Here is a 14,244-nt window from a genome sequence, read left to right as displayed (position 1 = left end):
TAAATTTGTTATTTATTATTAGAATTGTGCTTCCAATGCTGTAAGAGCAACAGTGTTAATAATATCTTGAACCAACGCTCCTCTAGACAAATCGTTAACAGGCTTGTTTAATCCTTGTAGGATTGGTCCAACAGCTAAAGCGCCGCTAGAACGCTGAACAGCTTTATATCCAATGTTTCCAGCGCATAAATCTGGGAACACAAACACATTTACGTGACCTGCTACATCATTTCCTTTAGCTTTGGACGCAGCAACAGTTTCAGACCATGCAGCGTCAAATTGAATAGATCCAACAACTTTCAAATCTGGGTCTTTTTCTTTTACAAGCATTGTAGCTTCCTCAACTAAATCAACGTCTGGGCCTTTTCCAGATCCGAGCGTTGAATAAGATAGCATTCCAACTTTAGGATCTAATCCGAAAGCTTTAGCGGTTTGTGCAGATTGAAGAGCAATGTCAGCCAATTGTTCAGCGTCTGGGTTCAGATTAATAGCGCAATCAGCAAATACTGCTACATGATCTTTAAAGCACATAATGAATGCGCCAGAAACAAGCTTAGATCCAGGCTTAGTTTTAATAACTTGAAGAGCAGGGCGAACGGTATTTGCCGTTGAGTTAACAGAGCCAGAAACAAGTCCGTCTGCTAATCCAAGTACCACTAGCATTGTGCCAAAGTAGCTTGCGTCTTTAAGCTGCTCTCTAGCTTGATCTTCTGTCATGCCTTTCTTTGCACGCAATTCGCAAAGCTTGCTAATCATTTTGCCAAGAATTTCTTCGTCGCTCATAGATTGGAAGCTTGCTTTGTTAAGAGACTTTAATCCAAGCTCTTGTGCTCTTGCAAGAATAGATTCGCGTTCTCCAACAATAATGAGGTTTACAATGTCTCTCTCTAGCAAGTAATCAGCTGCTTTTAGAATGCGATCTTCTTCGCCTTCTGGAAGTACTATTGTTTTCTTATTTGCTTTAGCTTTTCCAAGCAAGCTGTATTGGAAGGCATATGGGGTAGTAGGAGCGGCAAATGGCTGCTGCAAAGCGCTAATGATTTCTCCATCTGCAACATAATCGTTGAATTTATCTGATTCTGATTCGCTTATAGAAGGCAAAGTCCAAAGTGGAGCGCCATTATTGCTTTGAGCATAGTCTTCTTTTAGTTCTTTTGCTAAGTCTTCTTTGCAATCAGTTACAAAAATGCCGAATACTTTTGTGTATTCTTTGCTAACGCTTGCGCATTGTGCTTCGATTGTTTGCAAGATTTGCTTGCTATCTCTGCCTTCTGCGCAAATGCTTAGGAACACAGGAGAAGCTAAGTCAGCTGCCACACTTGCATCAAATCGGAATAAATCTGGATCAAATACAGAAGTGGAATCGCTTGCTACAATAACGCATCCTTGAGCGTTCGTTACGCTAATCAGCTCGTTGAAGTGAGCTACAATATCTCCTCTTAGTGTGTCTTTGTTTTTACGAACTGCGCATGGGCATGCTGCGATTACTTGTTCTAGAGTAGCTTTTGTGTTGCTTGATGCTATTAATTCGCTTGTAAACGCGTCATCATGTTTTGCGGATGGCCTAAAAACAGTTGTTGGATAATGACTTGAAAGAGCTTTTGTAACTCCTAGTGCTACGACATTGCGACTTTGTGCGCAATCTGCGCTGATAATAGTTACGTTAACTAACGACACGACTTTTCTCCTTTGATGCGTCTGCGTTTATTTTATTTTGCGTTGCATTTTTATTTTGTTTCGCATTTTCGTTTTTGCTATTCTTCGTATTTCAACGTTGAAAAATTTGCATATCAAACGAAGAATCCTCTAGTTATTTTAGAGCTATTTGCGGGACAACAAGCTGATTTTTTAATTTTTTGCGTATTTTTTATTAATTTTTTAGGGAGCCAACCTTTCGATTGACTCCCTAAAAATCAGCTAAGCAATTTTAGCATTGATAGCTTAAAACTACTCGTTATCGCCAGCGGTTGCAGCGGTAGCGGTGACAGCGCCTGGCTTGTCGGTCTTAACGCCTGGCCATACCCAATCGGTGTAGTCTGGGTGATCAAGACCCTTGTCGACTGCATACTGGAAGGCTTCGAGGCGGAAGTCCTCGAGCTTCTTGATTTCGTCGGCATACTTAGCGGCGTCAACCATGCGCAATGCTTCAGCAGTAAGCTCGTAACGATCCATGTCGTTAACGCGAACCATATCGTATGGCGTGGTGGTGGAGCCCTGCTCCTTGTAGCCATGAACGTTGAAGTTGTCGTGGTTTGGACGATCGTAAATCAAGCCGCGAACGTCATGTGCGTAGGAGTGATAAGCGAAGAGGACTGGCTTGTCAGCAGTGAAGAGATCAGTGAACTCTTCGTCAGTCAAAGCTTCGTTGTTTTCCTTAGCGGACTGCAACTTGAGCAAGTCAACAACGTTAACAACCTTGAACTTAACGCCAAGCTTGTTCAACTTGTCGGCAGCTGCCATCAATTCCTGCTGTGGAACATCACCAACACCAGCGAGAACAACCTGAACTTCGTCATTGTTCTTAGCGTTGGAAGCCCACTTCCACTCAGCAGCACCCTTCTCGAGCTCTTCGCGAGCTTCGTCGAGAGTCAACCAAGTAGCAGCTGGCTGCTTACCAGCGAAGATGGCGTTAATCATGTTGGTGGACTTGTAAGCCTTTTCAGCAACAGCAAGCAACATGTTGGAATCTACTGGGAAGTAGATGCCGATTACGTGATCGTTGTTGAAGGTCTTGTTCAAGAGCACGGAAGTTACGCCTGGATCCTGATGCGAGAAGCCGTTGTGATCCTGACGCCACACGTGAGAGGATACCAACAAGTTCACAGAGGAGATTGGCTTACGCCATGGAATCTCACGAACGGTAGCTTCAAGCCACTTTGCGTGCTGGTTCAACATGGAATCGATGACGTGTACGAAGGACTCATAAGAGCTCCAGATGCCGTGACGACCAGTGAGCAAGTAGCCCTCGAGGAAGCCTTCCATCTGATGCTCGGAAAGCTGCTCGGTGACCTGTCCGGTAACAGCCATGTGCTCATCGACTAAGCCAGAAAGGTAGCCAGCATCCCACTGCTTGTTGGTTACCTCGTAAGCAGCCTGCAAACGGTTGGAAGCAGTCTCATCTGGTCCGAAGATACGGAAGGAATCTGGGTTGTTCTTAATGATGTCACGAGTGTAAACACCAAGACGACGGGTAGCTTCGAGCTGACCCCAGCCGTGACCGAATTCCTTAACTTCCTTAACTTCGTAATCCTCAAGCTTTGGAAGCTTCAAATCTTCACGAATACGGCCGCCGTTAGCGTTTGGATTTTCACCAATACGGAGTTCGCCCTTTGGCATGAAGGAAAGAACGTCTTCCTTAACAGCACCCTTTTCATCGAAGAGTTCTTCAGGCTTGTAGGACTTCATCCAGTTCTTCAAAACCTCGAAGTGAGCTTCGGTATCGCGAGCAGATGCCAGTGGCACCTGGTGGGCACGCCAAGAACCTTCGGTCTTCTTGCCATCGATGAACTTCGGGCAGGTCCAACCCTTTGGAGTGCGGAAGATAATCATTGGATAGTAAGGACGAGTTACATCGTTAGTCTGAGCTTCAGCCTTAATATCGCAAATCTCATCGAAGATGGTTTCGAACATATCAGCGAAGCGACGGTGGATGGAAAGATGATCCTCATCGTCGAAGCCAGCAACGAACTCGTATGGTTCGTAACCCATGCCGTGGAAGAACTCATGAAGCTCTTCGTCAGAAATACGGGAAAGAATAGTTGGGTTAGCAATCTTATAACCGTTCAAGTGCAAGATTGGAAGCACGATACCGTCGGTACGTGGGTTCACAAGCTTGTTGGACTGCCAACCAGTGGCCAAAGGACCAGTTTCAGCTTCGCCATCGCCGACGATTGCTGGAACGAACAAGCTTGGGTTGTTCATAACAGCGCCGTAAGCGTGAGAAAGTGCATAACCAAGCTCACCACCTTCGTGGATGGAACCTGGGGTTTCAGGAGCGAAGTGAGAAGGAATACCGCCTGGGTAAGAGAACTGACGGAAGAACTTCTGTAAGCCAGCTTCGTCCTTAGTGATCTTTGGATAATATTCAGTGTATGTGCCGTCGAGGTAGGACTGAGCAGTACCAGCTGGGCCGCCGTGGCCTGGACCCATGATGATTACAGTATTCTGCTGGTGATCAGCGATAAAACGGTTGATGTGTCCAATAAGGAAGTTAAGGCCTGGAGTAGTGCCCCAGTGACCTACCAGACGATGCTTAACATCTTCGCGAGTAAATGGCTCCTTCATTAGAGGGTTGCTGCGAAGATAAATCTGACCGATTGCGAGATAGTTTGCTACGCGCCAATACTTGTCTACGCCTTCGATGGCCGCCTCAGAAACTGGAGCATTTAGCTTCTTCCAAGGGGTGCCAATAACAGGACTCGTCATGTGTACTCCTGTACTCAAGCACTTTTCAGTGCAATTTTAATCATTACCATTTGGTTATAGAGGCTGAAAAACGAATGTATTAGCCTCTTTTTCCATCATTCTCAGTATAGTAACAGCTTTTGACTTTTGTGCGTTTGATTACTCACTACGTGCGATTTTGTTGAAAAAATGTGTTAAAGTGTTCGCAAAAATCTTCTTAAAATTATCATTTATGTTATGTTTTATGTTCACTTTATTGTTATATAAAGCTTGATTGGTTTTAAAACTAGATAAGTCACGGCGTTTCGAAGCGCTGCAACGTCGCAAAGCGCCATTAGTATAAAATGAATCAGCCTTAAATATCACCTTTAAAACATTTGCAAAAAATAAAGTGATAAATAAGGAATATATAAGAAGCGTGTAAATAAGGAGAATCATGGCAAAAGGTCCGGTACTTGTAGTTGACTTCGGTGCCCAATATGCCCAGCTAATCGCTAGAAGAGTGAGGGAAGCAAACGTTTATTCGGAGCTTGTTCCACACTCTATGCCAGTAGAAGAAATGCTGGCAAAAGATCCAAAAGCCATAATTCTCTCTGGCGGGCCTGCTTCTGTTTATGAACCAGGAGCGCCAAAAATTGACACAAAGATTTTTGAAGCAGGAGTTCCAGTGCTCGGAATTTGCTACGGATTCCAAGTTATGGCTCATGAGCTTGGCGGAGTCGTAGACAAAGCTGCACTAGGTGAATATGGAAAAACGCATGCAACCATTGATGAAGCAGAAGGATTGCTTGCTAATTCTCCATTAGATCAAAATACTTGGATGAGTCACGGAGTGGCAGTTAAGAGCGCGCCAGAAGGATTTGAGGTGCTTGCTCACACTCAAGGCGCTCCAGTTGCAGCTATGCAAGACAAAAGTCGCAAGCTTTACGGAGTACAATGGCATCCAGAAGTCAAGCATACGCCTTTAGGTCAAAAGCTGATTTCCACATTTTTGCACGAGTGCGCAGGATTGGAAAATGATTGGAATCCTTCGAATATTATAGAAGATCAGGTTGCAAAGATTCGCGCTGAAGTTGGAGATGCACAAGTTATTTGCGGACTTTCTGGAGGAGTCGATTCCGCCGTTGCAGCAGCCCTAGTGCATAAAGCAATCGGAGATCAGCTCACTTGCGTTTTTGTAGACCATGGCCTTCTCCGTAAAGGCGAAGTTGAGCAAGTTAAGCACGATTTTGTTGAGGCTACTGGAATCAAGCTTATTGCAGTGGATGCAGAAGATGACTTTTTAGATGCGCTTAAAGGCGTGAGCGAGCCAGAGCGCAAGCGCAAGATTATTGGCGAAAAGTTTATTCGCACATTTGAAAAAGCACAGCGCCAAGTTATTGAAGAAGCTGGAAAATCTGGAGCAGAAGTTAAGTTCCTTGTACAAGGCACACTTTACCCAGATGTTGTGGAATCTGGTGGCGGAGACGGTGCTGCAAATATTAAGTCGCATCACAATGTTGGCGGCTTGCCAAAGGACTTAAAGTTTAAGCTTATTGAACCTTTACGCACTTTGTTTAAGGATGAAGTTCGCGCAATTGGTACGGAGCTTGGGCTTCCAGATGCTATTGTGTGGCGCCAGCCGTTCCCAGGCCCAGGATTGGGAATTCGCATTGTTGGCGAGATTACTCGCGAGCGTTTAGCTGTTCTTAGAGAAGCAGATGCGATTGCGCGCGAAGAGCTTTCGGCAGCTGGATTAGATCGCGATATTTGGCAATGCCCAGTTGTTCTTTTGGCAGATGTTCACTCTGTTGGAGTTCAAGGAGACGAGCGCACATATGGATCTCCAATTGTGCTTCGACCAGTAAGTTCTGAGGATGCTATGACTGCTGATTGGTCGCGAGTTCCTTACGATGTATTAGCAAAGATTTCTACTCGAATCACAAACGAATGTCGCCAGATTAATCGCGTTGTGCTTGATGTAACCTCTAAGCCGCCTGCCACGATTGAGTGGGAATAGATAGTCCTAATATAGTGAGGTAGAATCTGGCTCTAAAAAGAATAAAGTAAGAGTAAGAACAAAGTAAAGCCGCGATTCTTGCAGAAAGGAACAATGATGATCCACAGCATAGAAGTATTTACGAGCTTCAATAAAAAGGCGCTTGTAAAGTTAAAGTTTGTGTTGGCAAGAGTTGCGGCTATAACATCTTGTGTTGCTACGATTTTGGCGGGAGCAGTAGTCGCAAGCAGCCCAGCGATTGCAGATGAGGGTGCAAAATCATCTCAAAAAACTACACAAAAAGGTGTAATCGTAACAGCGTTCCAACAAAATTGGAGAAGTATAGCTAAAGAATGCAAAAAAACGTACGGTCCAGAAGGCGTAAAATATGTACAAGTATCACCTCCGCAAGATCATATTAAAGGTGACCAATGGTGGACAAGCTATCAACCTGTAAGCTATAAGCTAAATTCAAAACTTGGCACCGAAGACGAGTTTAAAAAGATGATTACAACGTGCAAAGCTTCGGGTGTTGGAATTATTGCAGATGCGGTAATAAACCACACAACTGGTTTTGCAAACAAAGACACTGTTGGCGTTGGTGGAAGCAAGTATGATGCTGCAAATCAATCGTTCCCAGATGCAGGATATACAAAAGACGATTTTCATAAGTCAACAGAAAATATCAACACGTATCGAAAAGCAGAAATCGTTTGGACGCATCGACTTGTTGGACTGTTGGATTTGGACACTTCTAATCCTCATGTGCAAAAAACTTTGGGAGAGTACTTTGCACATATGTTAAAGCTTGGAGTGGCTGGGTTTAGAGTTGATGCAGCAAAACACATGTCTCCGCAAGATGTAAAGGGAATAAAAGATGCAGCTGCAGATGCTGCTGGAACAACGCCAGATAAGATTTGGTGGATGCAAGAAACAATAGGGTTTTCTGAGCAAGACCCTAGAATTCAGCCGGACCAATATTTGCAAACTGGTGAAGTGAACGAATTTGAGTACTCTTATAGGCTTAGAAACTATTTTTATGGGTCTATTGAGAATCTTAAACATATCACAGATAAGTTGATTCCAAGCAAAAAGGCTGCGATTTTCGTTACAAATTGGGATACTGAGCGAGATAATGCAAGCAGAGTTTTGACGTATAAAGATGGTAAAAAATACGAGCTTGCAAACGCGTTTATGCTGGCGTATCCATATGGAACTCCAAATGTGTTTTCGGGATATGAGTTTACAAAACGAGATGAGGGAGCGCCTGGAGCTACGCAAACTTCGATTCCTGATGTGAGTTGTGCAAAGGATTCCAAGTGGCAATGCACGCAAAGGATAACTTTGATTCGCGGCATGATTGGGTTCTACAACGCTGTTAGAGGCACTAAGGTTACTAATTGGCAAGATGATGACGATAATAACGTTGCGTTTAGCCGAGGAAACAAGGGTTTTCTTGCGATTAACAACACGGAAAATCCGCAAAAAGTGAGTTATAAAACCGACTTGCCTGACGGTGAATATTGCAATGTTTATGAGTCTAAAGATTGCACTAAAACTGTGAGCGTTAGCGGCGGAAAAGTAGAGACCACTATTGCTGCAGAATCTGCTGTTGCTCTTCATGCTAATGCTGTAAAAAGCCTTGGAAATACTAGAGCTAGAAACGTTACAATATTTATTTGCGTGTGTGTTGCGCTAATTTGTGCGTTTGTTGTTAATAGAAGATTTGTTGAAAAATCGAAGAAGCTTGCTAAAGGCAATAGTGGTGATGTTAAAACAGGTGAAACTAAAGGTAAGTGATTTATTAGATGATTCTTTAGATGATTCTTTAGATAATTCTGAAATAAATCAATAGTCTAAAACAGGTTGACTCTGTTAAAACGTTTATTTATAATAAATAGTCTGGCTTTATACCAGTATTTAACTGATAGTTTGATAAATCAAAAGGGGTCGATCGGTTTCGACGGTGATCTGTTCGCCGCGGGGAAGCGTGCCGAGAATGCGAAAGTCCACTCGTAAACGTCCTTTCGCAAAAGAATAAGTGCTAAATCTAATCGCACTGAGTTCGCTCTCGCTGCCTGAGCTTCGCGCCAGGATTAACCAGTGAGCAGCTGCTCCGTTCACCCACTCACGTCTTCGGGGTGGTGCTGAACGTCATTAGAAGACTTGCTTGAATTGCTGGGCTGCAGGGCAATTCAGGGACTTTTACTGTAGATATGCTCGCCATGAATTGTCTGCGATAACATGGGGGCAGAAAAATTGCCAAATGGTCAGCAGACTACGCACGTAGAAGACCGAGGGTACGGTTTCCGGACCGGGGTTCAATTCCCCGCGACTCCACAAACGCAATAACGCCACTGCTAAAACAGTGGCGTTTTTTGTAGTAAATTCTAATGTTTCCAATGCTTAAGGCTCAAAAGCTTTTAATATTGAATTGTGCAAAATAATGCATTTTGATACGATATAATACATTATGAAGGGCATTATATAGGGCATTGAAAAATGACCTTCAGAAAATCAATGCCCATCATTGCCCTAAGTGCTAAAAATTGGTTAATGCGAAGGGGTATGCATTATGGCACGGCGTAGTTTTGGAAGGCTCAAAAAAGTAACACGATCATACGGCGCTGCATACGTTGCACGCTACTCAACGCCGCCAGCAGCCTTGGCAGAAAACCCATCGCTACCAAAAGAATTTACTCGAACATTGCCAGCAGCCTACCGCGTAGAACTAGAAGCATGGCTTGCACAAGCAGAAAAAGAAATAGCATTAGGCACATGGACACCACCAGCGAAAATAAACCGTCACGAAATAGATAAAAGCTCAATTACGTTCGCTCAGCTAGCAGATGACTATATGCAAAATCAGCGCAAGCCAGACGGAAGCAAGCTTGAAGAAACCACGCAATCACACAAAGAAGGACGATTGCGCAACTACCTACTACCAGCATTTGGAGAAAGACGCATCAAAACAATCACAAGCAAAGACATACAAAACTGGTATGACGCATTCGACTGCGACGAATTTACAGGAAGAAACACAGTAGCAAGATCACACTGCTACACACTGCTTAGAAGCATATTCAACTACGCTTGTGCAAAAGAAGTAAACGCAACTGGAGAAACATTGCTGCAGCGCAACCCTTGCACGCTCAAACTCAAAAAACCACGCACAAGGCACGAAAGCATTGCCATCAGCATTGCGCAACTTGTTGACATATACAGCATGATGGCACCACATTTGCGCATCGGAGTCATGCTAGCTGGAGCGTGCGGATTGCGCGAAGGCGAATGTTGCGCACTCACCAGGAGTGACGTAGATCTTAACGCAATGACAATCAGCGTCAACAAAAGTCTAAAAAGCATAAACCATTTAGGACAAAAACGACGTCTTGAAGTAGGCAAGCCAAAAACAGCAAGTAGCATAAGAAAAGTACCAATACCAGAATGGACGCGCGAATACTTTGAAATGCACATGCGGCAACAAATGCCAAGCGGCAAACCAGATGAGCTAATACTACATACTCGCACACCTAGAGCGTTCGTTGCGCCAGCAAGCCTTAGAGAAAGCTTCAACCGCGCAATAGCACACATGCCGTCGCTCAAGGATATGCATTTCCACGACCTTCGGCACACCGCACTCACGCACTATGGAGAAGCAGGCGCGAGTCTTGCAGAACTCATGGAAGTCGCAGGACATAGCGACATTAAAACCGTATCCGTATATCAGCAAATCAGCCAAGAGCAACGCAAAAGAACATCAGCTAGACTTAATGAACAAGCAAAAGAAGAACAACTTGGAATAAAACAACAAAGCGTTGAAACACAAAAAACTGTAGAACCTACGCAAAGTAATGTAGGACCTACACAAAATCAAGAAAAAGACCCACTCATAGCAGTACTAGCAGCACTCACACTAGATCAGCAAGTAACAACACTCAAAGCAATAGACAAAACAAGACAAGCAACAATAATCAGCCAAATGCCGCCAGAAAATCAAATTCAGCTACTTTCACGGCTACTTTAGGCAAAAAACACGCAAAAAAGGCGCTGAAAATGCAAAAATCGCAATTTTCAACGCCTTTTGGTTGTTATTGTTAAATACTTTTAGCATTCGTGTTGCCTAGGTAGAAAAATAAAATCAATAGAATTTTTTACTTGATTATAATTTTTATTTGATGCAGCCCAATATAACCTATTAGCTACAATATCAGCTGCTCTAATAAGTGCATCTTGTTTTGAATCTTTTAATTTCAAATCAACTGACTTCATGCCAGGAAACAATGGCGGAAAATGTTTTTCCCAAGTCATGTTATACGTTCCATTCTTAAATTCATTCTCTAATGCTTCACGCAATTCATATCTACCGTTTGTTGCAGTAGTATGTTCGTCCATAAAAACATATATGTTCTCTATGGAATTTTTGCATATTTCATTATTATCAAGCATTTTCTGCAACTCAGATTTAACAGCAATCTTAAAAGCATAATCTAAGTATCGTTGTTTAGTTTTCTTATTATTAAAAATATTCTTAATAACATATTCTTGCTCTACAACGACGCCAAAACGATGATAATGATTCATAGAACGGAACATGGAATACTTTTGTTTATTGTTAAGATAAATTGCCTTCATTTCGGAATGCCCGCTAGCAGCACCATTATCGCGCTGAACTTTCTCAGCTGCAATATACAAACGCTGTGCAGAATCTTTTTCATCTTTATCTAAAAATATAAGACCGCCAAAAACAAACACTTTATTGTGCTTATAATCAAACACCCCAGATTCATCCGCATACACAAAAATATTCATATAGTAATCCTCTAACTATAGAAAAAGCCGCAAACGCGGCCTTTTCTAGCCGTGGGACTGACGACGGAACACGCCGCTTAAACGTTAATTCAGTTACCCACGTATACAGCGCAATAAATGCCTGTGTAAAAAAATCTATACGATAGGTAAGACATCACACAGGAACGGGAGAAGACAAGAAAGAGCGATAGTCCTGGATAACATCACAAGTAACACCAAGAGCCTCAGAAAGAAGCCAAACATCAGTGCCATACATTGATTCAGCAAGCTTGTAATCAACATCGCTAATAAGCCTAGAAGCAGTTATGCGCCTTGTGCGAGTCTCAAAACGCGAATCAAGCCCACAAGCAACATCACGATACTCAGCATGAACCAGCTCATGGCACAACGTACACAAACGCTGATGATCAGCCAAATGCTCATCAAGAAGAATCAGTCTACAAGCATCGTAATAGTAGCCGCACACACTGCCAGAAAGGCGGCGCTCTTCCACTCGCACACCAAGACGCGCGGCTTCATCATAAAGCGAATCAAAGCGAAGCATAATGTACCCCAACCGAAAACGTCTTAATGCAGGTTATGTTAATTACTAGATTCAGAAGATTTATTCTGCTTAAGTTTTTTTACTTTTTTATAGCAGACTACACTTACCGTGCCCGTAAAAGCAGCACCAATGAGCATTGTAGGGTCTTTCGGAGAATCAACAATAAGTCCTAGTGTAATTAGAGTACACATTATTGTAATTACAGTCCACACTAGTGTGATTAGAGCCCTCACAAAGCTTCTAAAATTATAATTCTTAGATGTTAAAACTTTTTTAGTTTGTTTTTTTAGCACGGTGTTGCCCTTTGCTTACAAATTGGTTCGTGGAAACATGCTCACTTGGTAACTCTTCTTTATAAATATTGACGTTTTGTTCTTCTTCATAAGCATTATTATTTTGTTTTTCATTTGCATTATTTTTAGAATTTACATGAAGATATTCATCCACGCGATTTTGAACAACAAGTGTAGCCTTGCAATCAGCTAACGAATCATGAGCATTATAGTAATAATCACACTCAGCTGCTGCTACTGTGAGCTTGATAAATTGTTTACCATAGAAGATTTTACCGTATTGTCGCATAGTGTCAGTCACTTTGCTTTCATCCAAATAAAATCCCAATTCACCAAGAAAAGCCAAATCATATTCTGCGTTAAACGCACACACTTCTCCAGCAGCATCAAGAATTGCCTGTATTTTGTCAAAATCTTCAACAATGTGCTTTTTATTGGCTACATCTTCCGGGCTAATCCCATTGACTCTTTGCGCTTCTGGCCATTCGGTGACCTTTTTTGGCTTGTAATACTCGTTCAATAGAGTATCGCCATTGCCATCAATTATAGAAAGCTGAATAATTTCATCTTTTATAGGATCAAGACCAGTGGTTTCGGTATCAAGAACAATTCGAGGGATAGTTATTTTCGCTGAATTATTTTTAGAATCTACACACAATTTGCAGTCCAAGTACGAATTGCCGTCACCAAATTGCGAATATTTTTCACACCAAGAAAGCGAAACATTAGCACACCCGACTAAAGGCTCAAGCATTGCATATTTCCCGTAATTTCTAGGGCCAACCTCTAGCAGTTTTATACCTTTTTGACTCATTATCGCCAATTTAGGCTTACGATTATTTGGCTGAGGTATAGAAATAACAGAGCATTTAGTGTACTTACGAGTGCCAGACAGAGTAGCGTCACTTACAGCTTTATCTGGCTCAATAGTAAAAGTATGCACTCCAAAGAGTTTGCTGGCAGATTTCTTGTAACTTACCATTGTTGCTCTCCTATTTTCTCTTAGTCACGAGGTGTGGTGGATTCGAGGAATTTGTTAGGGTCGGTATGAGCCATAAGAGCAAACTGAGAAGGATCAGCGGCAATCAGGTCAGCAATGTGGCTTATGTAATCATCGTCCGCAGCACTCGGAGGCACGGAAGACGCATCAGAGCTAGAAGACGCATTCGATGCGGACTGTGCAGAACCAGAGTCGGCACTTGTAGGCGCAGAAGACGCATTCGATGCGGAAGAATCCGAAACAGAAGAATCTACAGTCGCAGACGGCTCTGGCTCTTGCTGCTCCATTTTCTTACGCAGCTCTCTTTGCATATAAATTTCAGCCTGTTTAACAAGTTCGTGCGGTTTTAAGTCAAAAACTTCAGCAAGTAGCGCTACATGGCGTACATTTATATTTCTTTCATTTTTCAGCAGTCTCAACAATGTTCTTTCGTTGATTGTCGATTTTTCTGCCAATTCTTTAATGGTCAATCCAGCAGCAGCTCTTTCTGCTGAGATTGATTTTGCCATTGCTTCGTTTATGTCCATATGGTCATCATACAGCACGTATATAAAATAAAAAATGCCCACTCGGTCGGTGTGTCGAGATTGACAGTAGCCCAATTGGTCACTACTATGCAAGATATGGTCACAATTACTGCAGAAACAGTCGCAAATAATGTAAAGTATGCGTTGGAAGAATCTGGATTAACGCTCTCAGAAACCGCTGAGAAAACTGGAATTCCACGCACTACGCTTACACGCAGGCTTACGTCTGCCAATACATCGCCTTTTGACGTGTCAGAACTTTTAAGGTTATCAAAAGTAACAAAGTATAGCATCGAAGACTTTTTCAAGCATAAGCAATCTGCACTTGCAGGCAAAGAAAAGAGTCAACCATGTTAGACGGAATAAACCGCGCGCTCAACACAGACTGCGGCGTGAACACAACCAAAGTCTTGGAACTCATAGCCGAATACCGCAATGCACTCGATCAAGAAGAAAACGCACTCAACAAAGTCAAAGAAGCGCGAGACAAGTGCCAAGCAATAAAGAAAGCAGAACAAGCAGTCAGAGACGCGCAACAAAAATATCACGACGCGCTACAAGAACTTAATAAGCAACAAGACAAATTCAACGAAGACAATGCAGAACTACTCTGCAAAGTCAGCGAAACACATCACGCCAGTAAAGACGCAGAAACGCAACTACTCAACGAAATAAGGAGGTGAGAG

The 14,244-nt window shown here is 42.8% G+C and carries 12 protein-coding genes and 1 other RNA gene; 6 read left to right on the top strand and 7 right to left on the bottom strand.

The genetic code is table 11. The annotated features are described in order from the left end of the window. Positions 1-18 precede the first annotated feature (18 nt). A complete protein-coding gene (pta, locus tag P0106_RS00260; RefSeq protein WP_285085248.1) occupies positions 19-1,677 on the bottom strand; it encodes a phosphate acetyltransferase in 1,659 nt (552 codons plus the stop codon). Positions 1,678-1,947: 270 nt separating this feature from the next. After that, positions 1,948-4,425, bottom strand: a complete 2,478-nt coding sequence (locus tag P0106_RS00255; RefSeq protein WP_004112522.1) for a phosphoketolase — start codon at positions 4,423-4,425, stop codon at positions 1,948-1,950. Between the two features lie 415 nt (positions 4,426-4,840). Between P0106_RS00255 and guaA the strand changes: the two genes are divergently transcribed. The 4 genes from guaA (at position 4,841) to P0106_RS00235 (ending at position 10,409) form a co-directional block, all read left to right on the top strand. Next, positions 4,841-6,403, top strand: coding sequence for a glutamine-hydrolyzing GMP synthase (gene guaA / locus P0106_RS00250; protein ID WP_004112523.1), 1,563 nt, complete (start codon positions 4,841-4,843; stop codon positions 6,401-6,403). A gap of 96 nt (positions 6,404-6,499) precedes the next feature. Beyond that, positions 6,500-8,182: an alpha-amylase gene (locus P0106_RS00245; RefSeq protein WP_473730344.1), complete on the top strand. Its 1,683-nt coding sequence runs from the start codon at positions 6,500-6,502 to the stop codon at positions 8,180-8,182. 146 nt (positions 8,183-8,328) lie between these two features. Next, positions 8,329-8,725: a transfer-messenger RNA gene (ssrA, locus tag P0106_RS00240) on the top strand. Between the two features lie 232 nt (positions 8,726-8,957). After that, the gene (locus tag P0106_RS00235; protein ID WP_473730299.1) at positions 8,958-10,409 is read left to right on the top strand and encodes a tyrosine-type recombinase/integrase; all 1,452 of its coding nucleotides are present in this window, start codon (positions 8,958-8,960) and stop codon (positions 10,407-10,409) included. An 80-nt stretch (positions 10,410-10,489) separates the two neighbouring features. Here the strand turns inward: P0106_RS00235 and P0106_RS00230 are convergent, their stop codons facing one another. The 5 genes from P0106_RS00230 to P0106_RS00210 all read right to left on the bottom strand — a co-directional run bounded on the left by P0106_RS00230 (position 10,490) and on the right by P0106_RS00210 (position 13,558). Next, complete coding sequence (locus P0106_RS00230) at positions 10,490-11,194, bottom strand: DUF3800 domain-containing protein (protein ID WP_473730298.1); 705 nt, start codon at positions 11,192-11,194, stop codon at positions 10,490-10,492. Positions 11,195-11,348: 154 nt separating this feature from the next. Further along, entirely contained in the window at positions 11,349-11,738 is a 390-nt protein-coding gene (locus P0106_RS00225) for an ImmA/IrrE family metallo-endopeptidase (RefSeq protein WP_473730297.1), read from the bottom strand. A 38-nt stretch (positions 11,739-11,776) separates the two neighbouring features. Then, on the bottom strand, positions 11,777-11,929 hold the full coding sequence (locus P0106_RS00220) for a hypothetical protein (protein WP_473730296.1): 153 nt from the start codon (positions 11,927-11,929) through the stop codon (positions 11,777-11,779). A gap of 82 nt (positions 11,930-12,011) precedes the next feature. Next, on the bottom strand, positions 12,012-13,013 hold the full coding sequence (locus tag P0106_RS00215; RefSeq protein WP_473730295.1) for a 3'-5' exonuclease: 1,002 nt from the start codon (positions 13,011-13,013) through the stop codon (positions 12,012-12,014). A 20-nt stretch (positions 13,014-13,033) separates the two neighbouring features. Continuing rightward, positions 13,034-13,558 (bottom strand): helix-turn-helix domain-containing protein, encoded by a 525-nt coding sequence (locus P0106_RS00210; RefSeq protein WP_473730294.1) that lies wholly within the window; start codon positions 13,556-13,558, stop codon positions 13,034-13,036. A gap of 96 nt (positions 13,559-13,654) precedes the next feature. On the opposite strand from P0106_RS00210, the gene P0106_RS00205 reads away from it, so the two are divergent. Together P0106_RS00205 and P0106_RS00200 are read left to right on the top strand one after the other, a co-directional pair. After that, the gene (locus tag P0106_RS00205; protein ID WP_473730293.1) at positions 13,655-13,915 is read left to right on the top strand and encodes a helix-turn-helix domain-containing protein; all 261 of its coding nucleotides are present in this window, start codon (positions 13,655-13,657) and stop codon (positions 13,913-13,915) included. Beyond that, positions 13,909-14,241, top strand: a complete 333-nt coding sequence (locus P0106_RS00200) for a hypothetical protein (RefSeq protein ID WP_473730292.1) — start codon at positions 13,909-13,911, stop codon at positions 14,239-14,241. The genes P0106_RS00205 and P0106_RS00200 overlap by 7 nt, the downstream gene beginning before the upstream one ends. Positions 14,242-14,244 lie beyond the last annotated feature (3 nt).

The organism is Gardnerella sp. c11Ua_71 (genome assembly GCF_055818025.1).
This window is presented reverse-complemented; position numbering and strand designations above follow the sequence as displayed.